At 66.4% G+C, this 22,273-nt stretch carries 19 protein-coding genes; 18 read left to right on the forward strand and 1 reads right to left on the reverse strand.

The window, feature by feature from the left end; translation table 11 throughout:
• Positions 1–10 precede the first annotated feature (10 nt).
• Entirely contained in the window at positions 11–1,288 is a 1,278-nt protein-coding gene (gene mshC / locus RM50_RS18960) for a cysteine--1-D-myo-inosityl 2-amino-2-deoxy-alpha-D-glucopyranoside ligase (RefSeq protein WP_043455928.1), read from the forward strand.
• Between the two features lie 150 nt (positions 1,289–1,438).
• Here the strand turns inward: mshC and RM50_RS18965 are convergent, their stop codons facing one another.
• Positions 1,439–2,344 (reverse strand): PAC2 family protein, encoded by a 906-nt coding sequence (locus tag RM50_RS18965; RefSeq protein ID WP_043455929.1) that lies wholly within the window; start codon positions 2,342–2,344, stop codon positions 1,439–1,441.
• Positions 2,345–2,543: 199 nt separating this feature from the next.
• On the opposite strand from RM50_RS18965, the gene RM50_RS18970 reads away from it, so the two are divergent.
• From RM50_RS18970 to RM50_RS19050, 17 genes are all read left to right on the forward strand, one after another.
• Positions 2,544–3,227, forward strand: a complete 684-nt coding sequence (locus tag RM50_RS18970) for an HAD family hydrolase (protein WP_043455931.1) — start codon at positions 2,544–2,546, stop codon at positions 3,225–3,227.
• Positions 3,220–4,410, forward strand: coding sequence for a site-2 protease family protein (locus tag RM50_RS18975; RefSeq protein ID WP_043455950.1), 1,191 nt, complete (start codon positions 3,220–3,222; stop codon positions 4,408–4,410). The genes RM50_RS18970 and RM50_RS18975 overlap by 8 nt, the downstream gene beginning before the upstream one ends.
• Positions 4,411–4,508: 98 nt before the next feature.
• Positions 4,509–5,573 carry a tRNA (adenine-N1)-methyltransferase gene (locus RM50_RS18980; protein WP_043455932.1) on the forward strand — a complete coding sequence of 355 codons (1,065 nt, stop codon included), beginning with the start codon at positions 4,509–4,511 and terminating at the stop codon, positions 5,571–5,573.
• Between the two features lie 82 nt (positions 5,574–5,655).
• Positions 5,656–7,407 carry a proteasome ATPase gene (arc, locus tag RM50_RS18985; RefSeq protein WP_043455933.1) on the forward strand — a complete coding sequence of 584 codons (1,752 nt, stop codon included), beginning with the start codon at positions 5,656–5,658 and terminating at the stop codon, positions 7,405–7,407.
• Positions 7,408–7,457: 50 nt separating this feature from the next.
• Complete coding sequence (gene dop / locus RM50_RS18990; RefSeq protein ID WP_167562187.1) at positions 7,458–9,077, forward strand: depupylase/deamidase Dop; 1,620 nt, start codon at positions 7,458–7,460, stop codon at positions 9,075–9,077.
• An 84-nt stretch (positions 9,078–9,161) separates the two neighbouring features.
• Positions 9,162–9,365 (forward strand): ubiquitin-like protein Pup, encoded by a 204-nt coding sequence (locus RM50_RS18995; protein WP_043455935.1) that lies wholly within the window; start codon positions 9,162–9,164, stop codon positions 9,363–9,365.
• 80 nt (positions 9,366–9,445) lie between these two features.
• A complete protein-coding gene (gene prcB / locus RM50_RS19000; protein ID WP_043455936.1) occupies positions 9,446–10,267 on the forward strand; it encodes a proteasome subunit beta in 822 nt (273 codons plus the stop codon).
• Position 10,268: 1 nt separating this feature from the next.
• Positions 10,269–10,979, forward strand: a complete 711-nt coding sequence (gene prcA, locus RM50_RS19005; protein ID WP_043455937.1) for a proteasome subunit alpha — start codon at positions 10,269–10,271, stop codon at positions 10,977–10,979.
• 9 nt (positions 10,980–10,988) lie between these two features.
• The gene (gene pafA, locus RM50_RS19010) at positions 10,989–12,353 is read left to right on the forward strand and encodes a Pup--protein ligase (protein ID WP_043455938.1); all 1,365 of its coding nucleotides are present in this window, start codon (positions 10,989–10,991) and stop codon (positions 12,351–12,353) included.
• A gap of 116 nt (positions 12,354–12,469) precedes the next feature.
• The gene (locus RM50_RS19015) at positions 12,470–13,438 is read left to right on the forward strand and encodes an FKBP-type peptidyl-prolyl cis-trans isomerase (RefSeq protein WP_043455951.1); all 969 of its coding nucleotides are present in this window, start codon (positions 12,470–12,472) and stop codon (positions 13,436–13,438) included.
• A gap of 63 nt (positions 13,439–13,501) precedes the next feature.
• On the forward strand, positions 13,502–13,897 hold the full coding sequence (locus RM50_RS19020) for an FKBP-type peptidyl-prolyl cis-trans isomerase (RefSeq protein WP_043455939.1): 396 nt from the start codon (positions 13,502–13,504) through the stop codon (positions 13,895–13,897).
• A 102-nt stretch (positions 13,898–13,999) separates the two neighbouring features.
• Complete coding sequence (locus tag RM50_RS19025) at positions 14,000–15,988, forward strand: helix-turn-helix transcriptional regulator (protein ID WP_043455940.1); 1,989 nt, start codon at positions 14,000–14,002, stop codon at positions 15,986–15,988.
• A gap of 10 nt (positions 15,989–15,998) precedes the next feature.
• Positions 15,999–16,346, forward strand: coding sequence for a hypothetical protein (locus RM50_RS19030; protein ID WP_043455941.1), 348 nt, complete (start codon positions 15,999–16,001; stop codon positions 16,344–16,346).
• 32 nt (positions 16,347–16,378) lie between these two features.
• On the forward strand, positions 16,379–16,651 hold the full coding sequence (gene tatA / locus RM50_RS19035; protein ID WP_043455943.1) for a Sec-independent protein translocase subunit TatA: 273 nt from the start codon (positions 16,379–16,381) through the stop codon (positions 16,649–16,651).
• A gap of 48 nt (positions 16,652–16,699) precedes the next feature.
• Positions 16,700–17,494 carry a twin-arginine translocase subunit TatC gene (gene tatC, locus RM50_RS19040; RefSeq protein ID WP_043455944.1) on the forward strand — a complete coding sequence of 265 codons (795 nt, stop codon included), beginning with the start codon at positions 16,700–16,702 and terminating at the stop codon, positions 17,492–17,494.
• Positions 17,495–17,515: 21 nt separating this feature from the next.
• On the forward strand, positions 17,516–20,431 hold the full coding sequence (locus tag RM50_RS19045) for a DEAD/DEAH box helicase (protein ID WP_043455945.1): 2,916 nt from the start codon (positions 17,516–17,518) through the stop codon (positions 20,429–20,431).
• 67 nt (positions 20,432–20,498) lie between these two features.
• On the forward strand, positions 20,499–22,166 hold the full coding sequence (locus RM50_RS19050; protein ID WP_043455946.1) for an amidohydrolase: 1,668 nt from the start codon (positions 20,499–20,501) through the stop codon (positions 22,164–22,166).
• Positions 22,167–22,273: the final 107 nt, after the last annotated feature.

The raw sequence follows: 22,273 nt of genomic DNA on the forward strand, positions 1-22,273 counted from the left end.
GGCTTGGCTTGTGAAATCCTGGACTTCCCGCCCCGTCCCCGCCCTGCCCGGAAACATGCCCGCCGTCCGGCTCTTCGACACTGCGGCAGGCCGCGAAGTGGCACTGGAGCGGGAGGCCAGGCCGTCCATGTACGTCTGCGGCATCACTCCCTACGACGCAACGCACATGGGCCATGCGGCAAGCTACGTCGCCTTCGACCTGCTGAACCGGGTCTGGCGCGATGCCGGCAGTGAGGTCTCCTACGTCCAGAACGTCACGGACGTGGACGACCCCCTGCTTGAACGCGCCACGGCCACCGGCGTCGACTGGCGCGACCTTGCGGCGGAGCAGGTGCAGCTCTTCCAGACAGACATGGAGGCCCTGAACGTCCTGGCCCCGGACCATTACGTCGGCGCAGTGGAATCGATCGGCCTCATCGTTCCCGAAGTCGAGCGCCTGGTCAGCATGGGGCTGGCCTACCAGGTGGCCGGCACCAACGGTGAACCTGACGGCGACGTCTATTACGACGTCGAGGCGGCAGGCAAGCAGTCAACCGCCCCTGACGCCTGGTCCCTGGGCTGCATTTCCCACCTTGGCGAAAGCGCCATGCTGGAGCTTTTTGCCGAACGCGGAGGCGATCCCGGCCGGGCAGGAAAGCGGCAGGCACTGGACCCCCTCCTCTGGCGGGTTGAGCGGCCGGGAGAGCCCAGCTGGCCCGGCGGCAGCCTTGGCGCAGGCCGTCCCGGCTGGCACATCGAATGCACCGTCATCGCCCAGAAGTACCTGCCGTCTCCCTTCACCGTGCAGGGCGGCGGGTCCGACCTGATCTTCCCCCATCATGAGATGGGCGCCGGCCACGCCTACTCGTTGGCCGGGGTCCCGCTCGCCCGGCACTACGCCCACGCAGGCATGGTGGGGCTGGACGGCGAAAAGATGAGCAAGTCCAAAGGCAATCTGGTGCTGGTTTCCAGGCTCCGCGCCGCGGGGGAGGACCCGGCGGCGATCCGCCTGGCCATCCTGGCCCACCACTACCGCTCCGACTGGTCCTGGACCGATGAAGGGTTCGCAGCTGCCAAGGCGGACCTGGCAGCCTGGCGGAAGGCCCTCGACCACGCGCCGGAAGGTTCCGGCGCGGCGCTGCTGGCCGACATGCGGGAAGCCCTGGCCGCCGACCTCAACGCACCGGCGGCAGTGGCCGCGGTATCCCGGTGGGCACGGACCGCGAACGACGGCGGTGCTGCCGCCAGCGCTGCTGACCGCGCCCTGGTCAAGGACGCGGTGGACGCCCTCCTGGGCATCAGGCTCTAACTTCCGCGCAAGGCTCTGCCTTCGCACGGCGGCAAAGGGAGGGCCCTGGCCAGGATTGCTGAACTGCTCCCGCAGGGCCCTTCCCTTTGGCTCACCCGAAACGGGCCAGCTCGTCAAGCCCGGAAAACCAAGCCAGCCAGCCAGCCAAGGTCAGGGCTTGTCCTGGCCGCGCCGCTTCAGGTAACGCTCGAATTCGCGGGCAATGGATTCGCCACTGGCCTCGGGCAGGTCGGCGGTGTCCTTGGCTTCCTCCAACTGCCGCACATACGCTGCAATCTCCGGGTCCTCGGTGGCCAGTTCGTCCACACCACGCTCCCAAGCGTCGGCTTCCTCGGCCAGTTCGTGGGTGTCCAGGGGAACCTGGAGCAATTCCTCGATGCGGTGCAGGAGGGCCAGCTGGGCTTTGGGCGAGGGAGCCTGCGCCACGTAATGCGGGACGGCAGCCCAGAGCGACACCGTCGGGAGACCCGCCAGCAGGGCCACCTCGGACAGGACGCCCACGATGCCCACGGGGCCCTCGTACTGTGATGCTTCCAGGTTCATCCGCTCCCGGAGCGGACCGTCGTCGGATGATGTGCTCACCGGGATCGGGCGGCTGTGCGGGACATCGGCGAGCAGTGCGCCCACCAGGATCACATAATCCACGTTAAGGGCCTCGGCGTGGGCCAGCAGCTCCGCGGTGTAGGCGCGCCATTTATAGGATGGCTCGGTCCCCTGGACGAAGATGACATCCACGTTGGAGTTGGGTGCACTGGCCTTATAGATCCGGGTGGACGGCCACTTGATCTTCCGCTCACCGGCAGCGTTCCTGCGCACCGTGGGGCGGGTGAACTGGAAGTCGTAGTACTCATCGGCATCGATGGACGCCACTTTCTTCCCGCCCCACAGCTTGTTCAGGTAACGCAGGGAATCACTCGCCGCCTCTCCGGCGTCGTTCCACCCCTCAAACGCGGCAAGCATGACAGTTACGCGCCGGCCGTCAGCCACCGGCTGCAGGAACCGTTCCCGCTCGGGTCCGGCACCCTGTGCGGCGGTGTCTCCCTCGAAGCTATTCATTTCTTCACCCTACGTCCAAGGTGCACGCCCGCGCATGGAATGAAGCGCCGCAAATCCAGTCCACCCGGTACAAACGGGACCCGCCGCGGGCCTAATTCGCCAAGGGCGTAGCCCCCAGCCGCCGTCCAGCCAGGCCCCGTAGACTGGCAGCATGCGATCTCCTGCCGTTGGTTCCCCACTCAAAGCCGTCCTTTGGGACATGGACGGGACCATCGTGGACACCGAGCCTTACTGGATTGCCGCCGAACGCGCGCTCGTGGAGGCCCATGGCGGAACGTGGAGCCACGACCAGGCCATGCAGCTGGTGGGACAGTCACTGACGTTCTCCGCGGGACTGCTGCAGCAGGCCGGTGTCGAGCTGGACATCCGCGAAATCATCGATTCCCTGACGGCCCGGGTGATCAGCAGCGTCCAGCAGCAGGTGCCCTGGCGGCCGGGAGCACGGGAACTGCTGGAAGAGCTGCATCAGGCGGGCGTGCGCTGCGCCCTTGTCACCATGTCCGAGGGGCCCTTGGCCCGGGAAGTAGTGGCCAGCCTTCCGCGCCCATACTTCGAGGTGCTGGTGACCGGCGACACCGTGAGCCAAGGCAAACCGCACCCGGAGGCCTATCTGACCGCTGTGGAGCTGCTGCAGGAGAACGATCCCGAACTCGCGGTCCACCACTGCGTGGCCCTCGAGGACTCCGTGCCCGGTGTGGCTGCAGCCGTCGCCTCCGGCGTTGCCACCGTGGCGGTCCCGCATATCGTGCCGCTGCCCGACGACGGCAGCTATGCATTGTGGGACTCGCTGGCCGGCCGCGGCCTGGCCGAACTGGAAGCCCTCCTCGCAGGCAGCGATCCGTCGGACACCTCAGCGGCGCCCTGGGGTGGTCCCCGTGGCTGAGCCCGGCAGTTCCGGGGGGACGGAAAGCCAAACCCCTGCCCGCCGCGAAGGGATCCCGCTGGGACGCATCGCCGGCGTGCCTATCGTGCTTGCATACTCATGGTTCGTCATTGCTGCCTTCACCGTGATCGCCTACGGCCCGGTGCTCGCCAGAAACAATCCGATGCTGGGTGTGAGCGCCTACCTGGTGGCCTTCGCCTACGCCGTCCTGCTCTTGATTTCCGTGCTTGTCCATGAGCTTGCCCACGCACTGACTGCCAAAATCTACGGTTGGCCCTCCCAGAAGATCGTCCTCAACCTCTGGGGCGGCCACACCCAGTTCGAAAGTTTCACCGCTTCCCCCGGACGGTCCGTACTGGTCGCTTTGGCCGGCCCGGCAGCAAACTTCGTCCTTGCCGGCGGAGCCTGGCTGGTGCTCGGCACCGACAGCCTTGGCAGCGTGGCGGACATCCTGACCAACATCTTCATGTGGGCCAACTTCCTCATCGGCGTCTTCAACGTCCTGCCTGGACTGCCGCTGGATGGCGGCCGCCTGGTCGAGTCCATCGTCTGGAAGGCCACCGGCAGCCAGGCGAAGGGAACGGTGGCCGCGGGCTGGGGCGGGCGGATCATCGTGCTCGCCATCGCCTACTGGTTCCTGCTGCGTCCTTTCCTCGCAGGCGAAAGCCCGGATTTCAGCCTGCTGATGATCACCATCCTGGTTGGCGGATTCCTCTGGATGGGCGCATCCGCGTCCATCCAGCAAGGCACGCTGCGGGGGCGGCTCCCGCTGGTAAGGGCCGCAGCATTGGCGACGCCGGCTGCCGGGCTCCCCGCAACCGGCAGCGTCCGCGATGCCCTGCTGCTCGGAGCGGACGGCGCAAAGGCCGTGGTGGTCTGCGGGCCCGACGGCCGGCCGCAGGGGGTGGTCGACCCCGGCGCCCTCGCTTCGGTTCCCGCCGCCGCGGCGGAAACCACTCCGGTCACGGCCATCTCCTTCCCCCTGGCCGCCGGCGCCTACGTTCCCGAATGGTCCAAGGGGCAGGAGCTGATCAAGTTCCTTTCCCAGCTTGAGGGACGCCACTACGCCGTGGTGGACCACAACGGAGCCGTCACCGGCCTGCTGACCCAGGAGGCTGTTCTGGCGGCCATCACCGGCAAGCGCCAGCGCAACGATAGGTACCCGCAGGGCCAGAACCGGTAGAGTTACCTGCCGGTCGTGCATTGCCGTCGCCAAGCCACCAGGTCCCTAGCGGCCTAGGCGGCGGCGGCACAACAGGTTTACAGGAGCGAGGAAGAATCATGAGCAGCGAAACTGCCGTCAACGACGCCCAGGGAGCAGCGCAAGCCGGTGCTGCCGCCAGCGCCTCGCAGCCGGTGGGAGCTGCCCGTCGGCGTGGCCCCTTCCGCGAAGGTGAGCGGGTCCAGCTGACGGACGAACGCGGCCGGATGAACACCATCACCCTGGAACGCGGCGGCGCCTTCCATACCCACCGCGGTTTCCTCAACCATGACGAGATCATCGGCAAGGTGGATGGCTCCGTGGTGGTGAACAACGTGGGCCAGCAGTACCAGACCCTGCGGCCCCTGCTGTCCGACTTCGTGCTCTCCATGCCGCGCGGCGCCGCCGTCGTCTATCCCAAGGACGCCGGCCAGATTGTCACCATGGCGGACATCTTCCCCGGCGCCCGCGTCGTGGAGGCCGGCGTCGGCTCCGGCGCGCTCTCCATTTCCCTGCTCCGCGCCGTGGGCGACAACGGCTACCTGCATTCCTTTGAACGGCGCGAGGAATTCGCCGACATTGCACGTGGAAACGTCGAAACCATCTTCGGTGGTCCGCACCCCGCATGGCAGATCTCCCTGGGTGATTTCCAGGAAGAAGTGGTCAAGGCTGAGGAACCGGGTTCCGTGGACCGGGTGGTCCTGGACATGCTGGCACCGTGGGAGTGCCTGGACGCCGTCGCCACCGTCCTGGCCCCCGGCGGGGTCTGGATCAACTACGTCGCAACGGTCACCCAACTTTCACGCACGGCCGAGGCGATCCGGGCAGACGGCCGCTTCACCGAACCGGACGCCTGGGAATCCCTGGTCCGCGGCTGGCACCTCGAAGGACTCGCCGTCCGGCCCGACCACCGCATGGTCGCCCACACTGGTTTCCTGCTGGTAACGCGCAGGCTCGCCGACGGCGTCACCGGAATTTCGGTGAAACGCCGGCCGTCCAAGACCGAATTCAATGAAGAAGACGTCAACGCCTGGACACCCGGTGCGGTAGGGGAGCGGGCCGTGTCTGACAAGAAACTCCGTCGGGCCGCCCGCGATGCCATTGCAGGCACCAACGTCGTGGACACTCCCGAGGTTACGAACTAGTCCACATTTCGGGAGTCTCCATCCCTACCCGGCATCTTGGGACTAATGTCTTAAGAGAAGCGCAGGAAGGGGCTGATACATCATGGAGACACCAAACCAGGACTCCGGACGTACACCGGCAGAGCAGTCTGCCGCCAACGACCTCTCGGTTGCTGACCGCCAGGTCAACATCCTTCGGGACAAGCTCAGGCACATCGACCGCCAGTTGGCAGCGGCAACGCAGAACAACACCAAGCTGGTCAGCATGCTGGAGACGGCGAAGGCGGAGATCCTCCGGCTGAAGAACGCCCTGGACCAGGAAGGACAGCCGCCCTACAGCTTCGGCACCATCCTCCAAATCAACCCGAAACGGCAGCCGGCCCCCGGCAGCAGCGGCCAGGCTGCCACCGAGGAATCGGTGGACATCTTCAACGCGGGGCGCAAGATGCGCGTGGGCGTCAGCCCGCTCGTAAACATCAACCAGCTGGCCGTGGGCCAGGAGGTGCTGCTGAACGAGGCACTCCTGATCGTGGCCGGCCTCGGGTACGAGCGCGCGGGCGAACTGGCCACCCTGAAGGAGATGCTGGGACGCGACCGTGCACTGGTGGTGGGCCGCGCGGACGAAGAACGCGTTGTCCGGCTTTCCGGCGCCCTCCTGTCCGAGAAGCTCCGGGTGGGCGATGCGCTTTCGGTGGATTCACGGACCGGCTATGCCCTGGAAAAAGTCCCCCGCTCCGAGGTCGAAAACCTCGTCCTGGAAGAAGTCCCGGACATCACCTACGAGGACATCGGCGGCCTGGGCCCGCAGATCGAGCAGATCCGCGACGCCGTCGAACTGCCGTTCCTGCACCCGGACCTCTACCGTGAGCACGGCCTGAAGGCTCCGAAGGGCATCCTGCTGTACGGCCCTCCAGGCTGTGGAAAGACGCTGATTGCCAAGGCGGTTGCCAATTCACTTGCGGCCCGCGCCGCCGAACGGTCCGGAAACGTGGACCTGAAGAGCTACTTTCTCAACATCAAGGGCCCTGAGCTGCTGGACAAGTATGTCGGTGAAACGGAGCGGCACATCCGCCTGATCTTCTCCCGCGCCAGGGAAAAGGCATCAGACGGCAGCCCCGTGGTGGTGTTCTTCGATGAAATGGATTCACTGTTCCGCACCCGCGGCACGGGCATTTCCTCCGACGTCGAAACAACCATCGTGCCCCAGCTCCTCAGCGAGATCGACGGCGTGGAACGGCTCGACAACGTCATCGTGATCGGTGCATCCAACCGCGAGGACATGATTGATCCCGCGATCCTCCGGCCCGGCCGGCTGGACGTCAAGGTCAAGATCCAGCGCCCCGATGCCGAAGCCGCGGCGGACATCTTCAACAAATACATCACGCCGGACCTGCCGTTCCATGAGTCGGACCTTGCCGAACACAACGGGGACGTCCAGGCCACCGTGGATGCCATGGTCCAGCGCACCGTTGAAGCCATGTACTCCACGGACAAGTCCAACGAGTTCCTCGAGGTCACGTATGCCAACGGTGACACCGAGATGCTCTACTTCAAGGACTTCAACTCCGGCGCCGTGGTGCAGAACGTTGTGGACCGGGCCAAGAAGTATGCCATCAAGGACCTGCTGACCACCCATCAGAAAGGGCTCCGGATCGAGCACCTGCTGCGCGCCGTGGTGGATGAATTCCGCGAGCACGAGGATATGCCCAACACCACCAACCCGGACGATTGGGCACGCATCTCCGGCAAGAAAGGCGAACGGATCACGTACATCCGCACCATCGTCCAGGGCAAGGCCGGGCAGGAGCCAGGCAAGTCCATCGAGACGATGCCGACCACGGGACAGTATCTGTGACGGGTGCCCACGGATCCGCCGCCGGGGAATCCCTCCCCGCCGGCGGAGCCATGCGGGTCATGGGGGCGGAAACCGAATACGGCATCCACGCTCCGTCCGCACCGTCTGCCAATGCCACCATGATGAGTGCCCGGGTAGTCCAGGCCTACGCCCAGGTCACCCGGCAGCGGGCTGCGGGCGGGGCCGAGACGCGGTGGGACTATACCGACGAAGAGCCGCTGCACGATGCCCGGGGCTGGACTGTGGACCGGGGTGCGGCCCATCCATCCCAGCTCACCGACCAGCCGCCCGTCCTGGATGCGGAGGCGGTGGCCCTCGCCTACGGCCGTGAGGAGCTGGAGCTGGACGGGCAGGACGAGTCGGGGACACTCCTGATGAACATGGTCCTGGGCAACGGCGCCAGGCTGTACGTCGACCACGCCCACCCCGAGTACTCAAGTCCCGAGGTCACCAACCCCAGGGACGCGGTGGTCTGGGACGCAGCCGGCGACCTCGTAGGACTGGCGGCGCTGCGCCGGCTGGCAGCGGACCCGGCCCTCCCGCCGGTCAACCTGTACAAGAACAACACTGACAACAAGTCAGTGTCGTACGGTTCGCACGAAAACTACCTCATGCCGCGGTCCGTGCCTTTCGGTGACATCGTGCGCGGCCTGACGCCGTTCTTCGTCACCCGGCAGGTCATCTGCGGGGCCGGCCGGCTGGGACTGGGGCAGGACAGTTCCGTACCCGGCTTCCAGGTCAGCCAGCGCGCCGACTTCTTCGAAGCCGAGGTGGGCCTGGAAACCACCATCCGCAGGCCCATCATCAACACCCGGGACGAACCCCACGCCACGGCCGACAAGTACCGGCGGCTGCACGTGATCATCGGGGACGCGAACCTCAGCCAGGTCTCCAATTACCTTAAGTTCGGCACCACCGCCATGGTCCTCAGCCTCATCGAGGCGGGCCTGGCACCCAAGGTGGAGGTCTACGAGCCCGTTGCGGCGCTCAAGACCGTCAGCCACGACACCTCGCTGACGGCGAGGCTGCGGCTGCTGGACGGCAGGCGCGTCACAGCCCTCGATCTTCAATGGATGTACCACGAGGCCGCCGCCAAGCTGGCCCAGGACACCGGTGTGGGCGACACCGTGGACGGCGATGGGCACACCCACGAAGTGCTGGAGCGGTGGGCTTCGGTGCTCACTCAACTGGACAGTGACCGGGCAGCGGCGGCCACATCCGTGGAGTGGCTGGCCAAACTCTCGCTGCTGGACGGTTACCGCCAGCGCGACGGCCTGGAATGGAACGATGCCCGGCTGGGCCTGGTGGATCTCCAGTGGGCCGATATCAGGCCGGAAAAGGGCCTATACTACCGGCTGCTGTCCAGGAACCGGATGCAGCGGATCGTGGACGACGCAGCCATCGCCGCCGCCGTCGCGGAACCTCCGGCCGATACCCGGGCCTTCTTCCGCGGGAAGTGCATCAGCAGCTTCGGCAAGGATGTGGTGGGAGCAAGCTGGGACTCGGTCATCTTCGATGTCCCCGGGTACGGGCGGCTGCAGCGCGTACCTACCCGGGAACCATTGAGGGGAACCAAAGCCCTGACCGGAGCGTTGTTCGAGCGCTACCGGGAAGCCGGACCGTTCCTTGGTGAACTGCTGGGACACAACAGCACTCCGCCTGCGGCATAAACCGCGCCGGAACGCCCGTACCGTGGCAGGATGGGCATATCGGTGGATCCGCCGGATCCACCGGACGAAGAAGGAGGGAAACCAATGGCAGGCCAGGAGCAGCAGCAGCCGCAGTCACGTGACAGCCAGGTCGACGAAGACATTCCCGAGGCACCCCCGGCACCGCCCGAGGCCAAGGCATCGGCGTCCACAGAGGGCGTTGACGACCTGCTCGACGAGATAGACGGCGTCCTGGAATCCAACGCCGAGGAGTTTGTCCGGGCGTTCGTCCAAAAGGGCGGCCAGTAACCCGGAGCCGGAAGGTGGCGGAAGCCGCGGACGGCAGGGATCTGTACCAACGTTGAAGTACCACGTTCAAGGAGTGATGAGTGCAGGAATCAACCGCCAACCAGGTAGCCGCCAACGCCACCTCGTCCTTTACGGAGCACCTGCAACGGGACCGGCCGGAGTTACTGCCGTTCAACCGGTCCCTTCAGGGTGGCGCGTCGGCGGCTGCCCCGCTGCAGGTTCCCCATGCCACCACTATCGTGGCGATGAGCTACGGCGGCGGCGTCCTGATGGCGGGGGACCGGCGGGCCACGATGGGCAACGTCATTGCCAGCAGGCATATTGAGAAGGTCTTTCCCGCAGACCATTTCTCGGTCCTTGGCATCGCAGGGACAGCCGGCATCGCGATTGACCTGACGCGGCTCTTCCAGGTTGAACTCGAGCACTATGAAAAAATCGAAGGCACCCAGCTGAGCCTCGAGGGCAAGGCCAACCGGTTGGGGGCCATGATCAGGGGCAACCTCCCGCTGGCCCTCCAGGGGCTCGCGGTGGTTCCCCTCTTCGCCGGCTTCGACACCAGCGCCGGTGTTGGGCGGCTGTTTTCCTACGATGTCACCGGAGGCCGGTACGAGGAACACGAACACCACACGGTGGGTTCGGGCTCGGTCTTCGCACGGGGCGCCCTGAAGAAGCTGTGGCGGCCCAACCTCAGTGCAGCGGAAGCCCTGTCGGTTGCCGTCGAATCCCTGTACGACGCTGCCGACGACGATTCCGCCACGGGCGGACCCGATACGGTCCGGCAGCTGTGGCCGGTGGTCTACACCGTGGACAGGACGGGAGCCCGCCGGGTTCCCGAAGCCGAACTCGCCGACGCCTCGCGCGCCGTCATTGAGTCACGCACCATCGCCGGACGGGAGGCCTGAGATGACCCAGCAGTTCTATGTGTCGCCCGAACAGCTGATGAAGGACCGCGCGGATTTCGCGCGGAAAGGCATCGCCCGGGGCCGCTCGGTGGTCGTCATCAGCTGTGCGGACGGCATCGCCCTCGTCGCCGAGAACCCGTCCCCGTCGCTGCACAAGATCGGCGAGATCTACGACAAGATCGCGTTCGCCGCCGTAGGCAAATACAACGAATTCGAAAGCCTCCGCCAGGCCGGGGTCCGCTATGCAGATGTCCGCGGATACTCCTATGACCGCGAGGACGTCACCGCGCGGGGACTGGCGAGCGTCTACGCCCAGAGCCTCGGCGCCGTCTTCACCGCCGAGCAGAAGCCTTTCGAGGTGGAACTTGCCGTGGCCGAGGTGGGTCCCACGCAGGCCGAAGACCACCTCTACCGGCTGACTTTCGACGGCTCGATTGCCGACGAACACAGTTTTGTCGTGATGGGCGGCCAGGCCGACCGGGTCTCGTCTGCCATTGACGCCGGCTGGCAGGCGTCGCTGGGTTTTGCGGACGCCGTGCGGCTCGCGCTGAAAGGGCTCACACCCGCCCAGGAGGGTGAACAAACGGCGGCACCGTTGCCGCCCGGCGCACTCGAAGTGGCCGTCCTGGACCGGCTCTCCGAAAGCTCCCGCGGCTCCCGGCGCGCCTTCCGCAGGCTCAACGACGCGGATATCACAGCACTGCTGGCCTAGGAGGATCAGATGGACAAGAGAATCTTCGGCATCGAGACCGAGTTCGGGATTTCCTATTCGAGCCCCGACTCCAGGCCCCTTGCCCCGGAGGAGGTGGCGCGGTACCTGTTCCGCAAGGTGGTCAGCTGGGGGCGCTCTTCCAATGTCTTCCTGACCAACGGCTCACGGCTGTACCTCGACGTCGGATCCCACCCCGAATACGCCACCGCGGAATGTGACGACCTTGCCCAGCTCATCGCCCACGACCGGGCCGGCGAACTCATCCTGGACGACCTCGTGGACGAGGCCCAGGCACGGCTGGCAGCAGAAGGTTTCAACGGGACCGTCTACCTGTTCAAGAACAACACCGACTCCGCGGGCAACTCCTACGGCAGCCACGAGAATTACCTGATTCCCCGGCGCGGGGAGTTTTCACGGCTGGCCGAAATCCTGATTCCGTTCCTGGTCACCCGCCAGCTCATTGCGGGCGCCGGAAAGATCCTGAAGACGCCGCACGGGGCCACCTATGCCTTCTCCCAGCGCGCCGACCACATCTGGGAGGGCGTCTCATCCGCCACCACCCGTTCCCGGCCGATCATCAATACCAGGGACGAGCCCCACGCGGACGCCGAGTTCTACCGGCGGCTGCATGTCATTGTCGGTGACTCGAATATGTCTGAAGCGACGGCGCTGATGAAGATCGGCACCGTGGACCTTGTCCTCAGGATGATCGAGGCGGGGGTGATCATGCGTGACATGAGGATGGAGAATCCCATCCGCAGCATCAGGGAAATTTCGCATGACCTCAGCGGGCGCGCCCTGGTCCGTCTGGCCAACGGCCGCCAGCTGACCGCACTGGAGATCCAGCAGGAGTACCTGACCAAGGTCACTGCCTTCGTCAAGGAGCACGGCGCGCACAATCCCCACGTTCCGGCCATCCTTGACCTGTGGGAGCGGACCCTCCATGCCATCGAGTCAGGAGACACCCGGGGCATCGACACCGAAATCGACTGGGCCATCAAGAAGAAGTTGATGGACAACTACCGCGAACGCCACGGCCTCGGCCTGGATGCGCCGCGGATCGCGCAGCTCGATCTCACGTACCACGACATCTCCCGCAGCCGGGGCCTCTACTACCTGCTGCAGTCCCGCGGTGCGGTGCGCCGGATCGTTGACGATACCGTCATCAAGGGCGCGGTGGACGCCCCGCCGCAAACTACCCGGGCAAAACTCAGGGGCGACTTTGTCCGCCGGGCGCAGGAACTGGGGCGTGACTACACCGTGGACTGGGTGCACCTGAAACTCAACGACCGGGCCCACCAGACGATTCTGTGCAAGGATCCGTTCCGCAGTGTCGATGACCGGGTGGATGCACTCCTGGACTCTATGGGCTGACGTCCAGCTTCAGGGTCTATTCTGGATAAGGTCCTTTTTAAAGGGACCTCTGCACGGCGTTGTCCGCTGTGACGTGCAACGCCGTATCCACCCTGCCCCGACGAAAGTTTTCCTACGTGCGCCGACTACTAGCAATACTCCTTCCCGGCCTGCTGCTCCTGACCGCCTGTGGAGGTACAAGCTCCCAGCCGGAGCCCAGCAGCCAGTCTGCCGGGGAGACTGCAAAGTTCGACTCCCTCAAGCTGACCGACAACGGGGACAAGAAGGCCCCTGGCGTGGACTTCGACAAGCCGCTCACCGTTACGCAGCCCACCATCAAGGTTGTGTCCGAAGGCAGCGGCGACCGCGTCAAGGCAAACCAGGTAGCCAAGATCTCCATCCTGGCCCTGAACGGCACGGACGGTTCCCAGCTGGAGGATACGTTCGCCAACGAGCCTGAAAGCCTGGAGCTGAACGATGAGCTCAAGACCAGCAGCGCCGTCATCTACAACGCCTTTGTCGGCGCCAAGGTAGGGTCCAGCCTTGCCCTGGCCGTCCCGGGCCAGCAAAGTGCACCGTCGGCAAGTCCCAGCCCGTCCGATGGCGCAACCCCCAGCCCGAGCGCAGCAGCCGGACCCAGCCAGCTGCTGATCATCAAGGTGCTGTCCGCTTCCGACCCCACGCCTGTCCTGGACAAGCCCCAGGGTGAGACCGTGAGCCCGCCGCCCGGGCTCCCCACCGTGACCGAAAAAGACGGCGTACCGGAAATCAACGTGGCCGGTGCGGCGGCCCCGACGGCCCTCGTATCCCAGGACCTGATCAAGGGCACCGGCGCCACCGTGAAAGAGTCCGACACGCTGACGGTCAACTACGTGGGCGTCAACCTCGACGGCGGCACCAAGTTCGATTCCAGCTTCGACCGGGGCCAGCCCGCCACCTTCCCGCTTACCGGTGTCATCAAGGGCTGGACGCAGGGCCTCGCCGGCAAGACAGTGGGCTCCCGCGTCCTGCTGGTCATCCCCAAGGACCTGGCCTACGGCGACGCCGGCCAGGGACAGGCCAAGGGAGACCTCGTCTTCGTAGTGGACATCCTCGGGGTCAAGTAGCAAGACTTACAGGGACGCCGCGTTCTTCCGCGGCACCCATCACTCACACGCATAGGAGCAAGCATGTCGTTTGGACAGCGGGAATTTGACCGCCAGAAGCCCGAGATCGACTTCCCGGAAGGTGACGTACCCACGGAACTCGTCATCACGGACCTCATTGAGGGCACCGGCCGTGAAGCCCAGGCCGGGGACACCGTCTCCACCCACTACGTGGGCGTTGCCTGGTCCACGGGTGAAGAGTTTGACGCCTCCTGGGGCCGCGGCGCGCCGCTGGACTTCCGCGTAGGCGTCGGCCAGGTCATCCAGGGCTGGGACCAGGGACTGCTCGGCATGAAGGTCGGCGGCCGCCGCCGGCTGGAGATTCCCTCCGAGCTGGCCTACGGCTCGCGCGGTGCCGGCGGGGCCATCGCCCCCAACGAGGCCCTGATCTTCGTCGTGGACCTCGTGGACGTCCGCTAACCCGGGCTTAAAGTACAGCCGACAGCGCGGCAGAACGGGACATCAGAGTTCCGTACTGCCGCGCTTTCCGCTTTAAGCGGCGGGTTTAGTAACGTAACCAACGTGTCCGTATCCCGTACCGAACGACTCCTCAACCTGCTGATCGCGCTCCTCAACACCCGTTACGGCCTGCGCCGCAGCGAACTGCGCGAAAAGGTTTACCACGACACCTCCGGCAACGACGTTGCCTTCGGGCGGATGTTCGAGCGGGACAAGAATGACCTTCGGGCGATGGGCTTCGAGGTGGAAACCCTGACGGACCTGGGCTGGAGCGAGGACGATCCGGCCACCACCCGGTACCGGATCGGCAAGGAGTCCAACCGGCTCCCGGACGTCCAGCTTGGGCCGGAGGAATGGACAGTCCTCCTGCTGGCCTCCCGGCTGTGGGAGCATGCCGCACTGGGATCCGCCGCCCAAAGCGCCCTCCGGAAGCTCCAGGCATCCGGCAAACTCGCGGACGTGGAGCTGCCCGCGGGGGTGCAGCCGCGGATAAAGCCCGCCGGCCAGGCCTTCGATGACATCGTCACCGCCATGCACGCCCGGCACCCCGTGACTTTCACCTACCTGGCCGGCAGCACCGGCAAGGAGGAAACCCGTACCGTTGAACCCTGGGGACTGGGCAGCCGGTTCGGCCAGTGGTACCTCATGGGCTACGACCGCGGCCGGCAGGCGGCGAGGCATTTCCGCCTTTCCCGCTTCACCAGCGCCGTCACCACGCTCGCCCGGGAACACTATGAGCCGCCGGCCAACTTCAGCATCCGGTCCGAGCTTGAACGGCTGCCTGAACTGCCGCTCCGCACCGCCGTCGTGGACGTCCCCGCCGGCCGCTTGCTGGCGCTGCGGGCACGCGCCGTGGAAGCTCCCGGCCAGCCGGCCCCGGGCAACCCGCCCGTGGGCCACGACCGGCTGGCGCTTGAATACCGCGATCCCGAAGTGTTCGCCGAAGAGCTGGCGTCCTACGGCCCCGACGCGCTGGTTGTGGAACCCGGAGACCTGCGCCAGGCCGTGCGCCGCCGCCTGCAGGCCGCCCTAGACTTCAGCGCCGCGCCCCGGCCCTCCTACGCCTTCCCCGGCCCCGCCCCGGCCCGGGCGGCGCGCAAGGGCACCTCTGAGGATCAGCTCAAGCGCATGCTGCAGCTGGTGCCGTTCCTGGTCCACAACCAGGGCCTGCACATCCAGGACGTCGCTGACCACTTCGGCGTCACCCGGGAGGAGTTGGAAGCCGACCTCCGGATCCTGATCTGTTCCGGACTGCCCGAAGGCTATCCGGACGACCTGCTGGACATCCAGTGGGAGGACGGCCACGTCTTCATCACCCAGGACCTCGACCTGAAGAAGCCGGTCCGGTTCACCGTGGCGGAAGCGTGTGCCCTGCTGACCGGGCTGGAGACACTGAACGGCCTGCCCGACCTGCCCGGCGGCGGTGCGCTGGAATCGGTCACCCTGAAGCTCCTGGCCGCAGCCGGGGAGGAAGGACTGCGGGCCGCCTCCATTGCCGGGCCGCAGGTTGCCCCCGCGGACGCCGCCACCCATGCCACCGTCCGCCGCGCCATCGAGTCCGGGTCCCAGCTCCACCTGACCTATCTCTCACCCCAGCGGGACGCCGTCACCGAACGCGACGTGGACCCGCTGCGGCTCTACTCCCTGGACAACACCTGGTATTTCGAAGCCTGGTGCCACCTCGTGGACGGGCTTCGGAACTTCCGGCTGGACAGGGTCCGGGAGGTGCATCCCAACGGTGCCCCCGCCGGCAGGCATGCTGCGCCCGGGGATGGGGTTCCGGCCAAGCTTTTCACGGCCAATGACGACGACACCGTGGTCACCATCCAGCTCACCCGGCAGGGCAGGGGGCTGGCGGAGGACTATTACGCGGCACGCACCGCGGAACTTCCCGACGGCGGACTGGTCGCCGAGGTCCGCTTCGGCAATACTGCGTGGCTGCCGATGTTCGTGGCACAGCATGGCGGTTCGGCCCGGATCCTGGCCCCTGCCGGTCTGGCTGACGCCGCACGCGAGTGGCTGGCGGCAGCTTTGGCAAGATACGGCGGATAGACTTCTCAGCATGCCTTGGTGGTCCTGGATTCTCATATGGGTGGCGCTGGTCGCCGTGTCCCTGCTGTTCTATGTCCTGCTGGGCATCCGTCTCTTCCGCCAGTTCATGGCAACCGTGAAGGACCTCACCGCGGCCGGGGAAAAACTGGGGCACCTCCAGCCGGCTGAAGCACCGGCCGAAAGTGCCGATCCCGGCCGGCCGCGGCCCGGGTCCGCTGTTTTTGCCTCGCCCGCTGTGATGCGACATGATTACGAGGCATCCAAATCGGCCCGGCGCGAAGAACGGCGCCGCCGGCGAGTGCAGCGCAAGAAAGACCGGGGCCAGCCGCAGGCGCTCGGAGATCTCGACTTCACATAGAAGTAGGATGTAGTTAGAGGAAAGGATTTCCCGTGGGAAGACTCTTTGATGGCCCCTGGCCGATCGTAATCATCATCGTTGTTGCATTGCTTCTGTTCGCCGCACCCAAACTTCCGGCCATGGCCCGCAGCCTCGGCCAGTCCATGCGGATCATCAGGTCCGAGGTCAAGGAAATGAAGAACGACGGCAAGACCGACTCCACCGAAGCCAACGGCCCCGTGGAGGGCACCATCGTGAACCACCCCAAGGCGAAGCCCGGTGAGCCGACTGACGGCACTGACGTTCCGCCGTCGACCCGCGCCTGACCTCCCGTGGCACTGTCGCGGGCCCGTAAAGCCAACCCCGAGGGGCGCATGTCCCTCTGGGAGCACCTCAAGGAGCTGAAGAACCGGCTGATCAAGTCGGCCATCGGCGTCGTCATCGGCGGCATTGGGGGCTGGATTCTTTACGATCCGCTGCTGAAGGCCCTGGCCGAACCGGTCAACCGCATCTCGGAGGAGACCGGGGGCCTTGCTGCCATCAACTTCGGGACCATTGCGTCGCCGTTCGATTTCAAGCTCCAGATGTCCCTGCTCATCGGGGCCGTCATTTCCAGTCCTATCTGGATCTACCAACTCTGGGCCTTCATCACCCCAGGGCTGACCTCGAAGGAACGGCGCTACACCCTCGGCTACATGGCCGCCGCCATACCACTGTTCCTTGCCGGCATCTGGGTCGGCTGGCTTGTCGTCCCGCAGGTGGTCCATGCGCTGACCCAGTTCACCCCTGCCGGCTCCTCCAGCGTGATTGATGCACGGACCTACATCGAGTTCGTCACCCGGATGGTGCTGATGCTGGGCCTGGCCTTCCTGGTCCCTGTGGTGCTGGTGGGCGTCAACATGGCCGGCATCGTATCCGGGCGCACCATCCTGAAGGCCTGGCGCATCACCGTCTTCCTGGTGTTCGTCCTGGCGGCCATCGCCGCTCCGGGCGCGGACGCCATCTCCATGTTCATGCTCGCCGGTCCGCTGCTGGCGCTCTTCTTCGCCGCCATCGGCATCTGCATCATGAACGACAAACGCCGTGAACGGCGGCAGGCCAAGCAGGTCGAAGAGACCGAGGCCACAGCGGACATTGCCACCCCCGGGAGTGAACTCAAGAAGCTCTAGGCTTGCCGTTAGGCTTGGAGTATGTCCTCCACCACCGGCCCCTTCTCCACGGGACCCGTCGATCCTGAAGAACTGTCGCCCGCTGAACGCTACCGTGCCAGCGCCGAACGCAGGGCCGAGGCGGCAACGTACCTGGGAGCGTTCACCCGGACCCTGGATTTCGAGCTGGATGACTTCCAGCGGCAAGCCTGCCGCTCCCTCCAGGAGGGCAGGGGAGTCCTGGTGGCCGCCCCCACCGGCGCCGGCAAGACGATCGTCGGGGAGTTCGCCATCTACCTCGCACTGCAGCGGGGCCTGAAGGCCTTCTACACCACACCCATCAAGGCCCTCAGCAACCAGAAATTCAGTGAGCTCACGGCAAAATACGGTGCCGACAACGTAGGCCTCCTGACCGGTGACACCAGCATCAACGGTGACGCACAGGTGGTGGTGATGACCACCGAAGTCCTGCGGAACATGCTCTATGCGGATTCGGCCACCCTGGACGACCTTGGATACGTGGTCATGGACGAGGTCCACTACCTCGCCGACCGGTTCCGCGGCGCGGTCTGGGAGGAAGTCATCATCCACCTGCCCAGCGAGGTGCAGGTGGCATCGCTGAGCGCAACCGTCTCCAACGCCGAGGAATTCGGTGCCTGGCTGGACACCGTCCGCGGGGACACCGACATCATCGTCTCCGAGCACAGACCGGTGCCACTGTGGCAGCACGTCATGGTGGGCCGGCGGATCATGGACCTGTTCGCCGGCGAAACCACCTTCGATGAAATCGCACCGCCTGTCGAGGACGAAAACCAGCAGCAGGACAGCGCCGGCACGTCCCGCACCAACGCCAGGGGCCGCGGATTCGACGTCAACCCGGACTTGCTCACGGTGGCCCGCAGCGAAAGCCAGCAGAGCTTCCGCAGCCGTCCCGGACCGGGAGGACGCGGCCGGCGGGGGAACGGCCGTCCCGGCCGCGGCGGCGAGCCAGGGGGAGTGCGGCCGGCCAGCCGCCCCCAGGTCATTGCCAGTCTGGACAGGATGGACCTACTGCCTGCCATCACCTTCATCTTTTCCCGCGCGGGGTGCGAGGCAGCAGTAGCGCAGTGCGTCAGTTCCGGCCTGTGGCTGACCACTGAAAAAGAGCAGCGGATCATCGCCCAGCGCGTCGACGAGGCCGCAATGGACATTCCGCCGGACGACCTCGACGTCCTGGGTTTCTGGACCTGGCGGGACGGGCTTCTCCGGGGTTTCGCCGCCCACCACGCGGGAATGCTGCCCACCTTCAAGGAGGTGGTGGAGAAGCTTTTCGCCGACGGACTGGTCAAAGCTGTCTTTGCCACCGAGACGCTCGCCCTGGGCGTCAACATGCCGGCACGCTCCGTGGTGCTCGAGAAGCTCGACAAGTTCAACGGCGAAGCCCACGTCGACATCACCGCCGGCGAGTACACCCAGCTGACCGGACGGGCCGGGCGCAGGGGCATCGACGTCGAGGGCCATGCCGTGGTGCTTTGGCAGCCCGGGACTGATCCGACGGCGGTGGCCGGCCTGGCATCGCGCCGCACCTACCCGCTGAACTCAAGTTTTCGGCCCACCTACAACATGAGCATCAACCTGCTGGCGCAGTTTGGACGGGCCCGGGCCCGCGAAATCCTCGAATCCTCCTTCGCGCAGTTCCAGGCTGACCGTTCCGTGGTGGGCCTGGCCAGGCAGGTACGGAGCCGCGAGGAGTCGCTCGCAGGCTACGCGAAGTCCATGACCTGCCACCTGGGTGACTTCACGGAGTACGCCAGGCTGCGCAGGGAACTCTCGGATGCGGAAAACGCCACGTCCAAGGCCAAGTCCCGGGTGCGGAAATCGCTCAGCGACGACTCCCTGGCCCGCCTGCTGCCCGGGGACGTGGTCAACGTTCCCGGCGGACGTGCGCCGGGTCCCGCCGTCGTCCTCAGCTCCGACCACAGCAGCCGCGAGCCCCGGCCTGCCGTGCTCACCCTGGACAACCAGCTGCGCAGGATCGGCATAGACGACCTTGAGGGCCCAATCGCGCCGGTGACCCGGATCCGGATCCCCAAATCGTTCAACGCGAAGGTTCCCAAGTCCCGGCGCGACCTTGCCTCGTCGGCACGGAACGCCCTGCGGGAGAACCGTGCCCCGGCACCCGGCCAGAACCGCAACCACGATTTCGGCCGGGCGGCGGCGCTGCCCAACCAGGAGAAGCGGATCGCCGACCTTCGCCGTGCGCTGCGGGCCCACCCCTGCCATGGCTGCAGCGAGCGTGAAGACCACGCGCGCTGGTCGGAGCGCTGGTGGAAGCTGAGGCGGGAAACCGACGGCCTGGTCCGCCAGATCCAGGGCCGCACCAACACCATCGCCAAGACCTTCGACCGGGTCTGCGATGTACTGTCGTCCTACGGATACCTGGAGGATGCCGGCGACGGCCGCTTGAACATCAGCCCGGACGGGCAGCGGCTCCGCCGGATCTACGGTGAGAAGGACCTGTTGATCTCCCAGTCCCTGCGGCTGGGCGCATTCAACGACCTCGACGCAGCGGAGGTGGCAGCCCTCGCCAGTGTGCTGGTCTACCAGGCCAAGCGCGAGGACCGTGGGCTGCGGCCGCGGATGCCCAGCGTCTCCCTCGAAACCTCCGTGGATATCGTGGTCAGGGAATGGTCCGTGCTTGAGGACGTGGAAGAGGAGAACAAGCTGCCGCTGACCGGCGAGCCCGAGCTGGGACTTGTCTGGCCCCTGTACAAGTGGGCCCGCGGACGGCACCTGCAGGACGTCCTCAGCGGGACGGACCTTGCCGCCGGTGACTTCGTCCGCTGGGTCAAGCAGGTGGTGGACCTCCTGGACCAGCTCGCCAAGATTCCGGGCCTTGACCCGCGGCTGGCGCGGCTGTGTGGCGAAGCCATCAACCTCATCCGCCGCGGCGTCGTTGCCTATTCCTCCGTTCTCTAGTTCCCTCCAGTTCCGCTGCACCCGTCGGGTCGATCCCGGCGCCCCTACCCCAGGAGTCCCTCCCGCCATGCCCCTTCCTGACGCGACCACGAACCCCAAAGACACCGACCGGCCCGTTCCGGTGCTGTACCGGAACGGATCCGTGTACACCGCGGCGGACCCGTTCGCAACGGCCATGCTGGTGGACGGCGACACCGTCGCGTGGGTTGGCTCCGAGCAGGCGGCTTCCTCCATCGCGGACAGCTCCATAGACATCATCGACCTGCGCGGGGCCCTGGTCGCGCCGGGATTCGTGGACTCGCACATGCACCTGACCGAAACCGGAATCGCCTTGGAATCGCTGCAGCTGGGGGCCGCGCGCTCGGCCCGGGAGCTGCTGGACGCGGTCGCCGCTGCCGGCGGCGACGGCCCGGTACTCGGCCACGGCTGGGACGAGAGCACTTGGGCGGATCCCACCCTGCCCGGCGCCGAAGAAATTGAGCGGGCGTCCGGTGGCAGGCCGGTGTACCTCTCGCGGGTCGACGTGCATTCCGCACTGGTCTCGACGTCCCTCGCCCGGTCAGCGGACCTTCGCGGCAAGGACGGGTACGACGGCGGCGCGCGGGTAACGCGCGCCGCCCACGAAGCTGCCCGGCTGGCAACGCGGCAGATGCCGCAGGAGACGCTCAGGCGGCACCAGGAACGTGCCTTGGCGGAAGCAGCGGCCAACGGTTACGTTGCGGTGGCCGAGATGGGTGCACCGCACATCGGCGGCGCCGCGGACCTCCGGACGGCAGCAGGCTGGAACGGCTCCGAACCGGGTTATTCGGCCTATCCGGAGGTCCTGCCGTATTGGGGTGAACTGGTTTCCACGGAGGAGCAGGCGCGGGCGCTGGTTGAGCAGTTCGGAGCAGGACTCCGCGGGCTGGCGGGCGACTTGAACATGGACGGATCGCTGGGTTCCCGCACGGCCGCCCTTCGCTCCGGCTACAGCGACGCGGCCCAGGAACGGGGCACCCTGTACCTGGACGTTGAGCAGGCCGCAGCCCACCTGGCCGCGTGCTCCCTGGCCGGGATCCAGGGCGGGTTCCATGTCATCGGCGACGCCGGCCTCGACGCCGCCCTGGCGGCATTGGACCTCGCGGCCCGGGAAGTGGGGGAGCAGAAGGTGCGGGCCGCAGGCCATCGGTTCGAGCATGTCGAGATGGCTGATGCCGCGGCCGTGGCAAAGCTGGCCCATTATTCCGTTACCGTCAGTGCCCAGCCGTCCTTCGACGCAGCGTGGGGCGGGCCGGGTGGCCTGTACGAGCGGCGGCTGGGTGGGCGGAGCCGGACCATGAATCCGTTCGCCGCGTTCTATTCCGCCGGTGTGCCGGTGTGCTTTGGCAGTGACAGCCCCGTGACGCCGCTGCGCCCGTGGTCGAGTGTGCGGGCCTGCGTGGAGCACCACAATCCGGACGAACGTATCTCCGCCCGCGCGGCCTTCCTGGGGCACACCCGTGCCGGTTGGCGGGCCGCACGGCATACCAACCCGATGGCCGGGCAGCTCGTACCTGGTGCACCGGCCAGCTTTGCGGTGTGGGACGTGGAGGAACTGATGGTCCAGGTAGCTGATGGGCGGGTTCAGTCCTGGAGCACCGACCCGCGGGCCAGGACACCGCTGCTGCCGGCGCTGGACACCGGCTCGGATCCGGTGTGCCTGCAAACCGTGAAAGATGGCACCGAACTGTTCGCCAGCCCCGCCCTGCGTTCCTGACGCAGGAATCCTCCGCCCCTATAATGGGGAGTTGCGCCCTGCGCCGGCATGGCCGGCATCCGGTGCTCCGACCACTTCCACCAGGAAAGGCCCTTTGTGCGCGTCCT

The sequence above is a fragment of the Pseudarthrobacter phenanthrenivorans genome (assembly GCF_000813845.1).
Classification (GTDB): Bacteria; Actinomycetota; Actinomycetes; order Actinomycetales; family Micrococcaceae; genus Arthrobacter; species Arthrobacter phenanthrenivorans_B.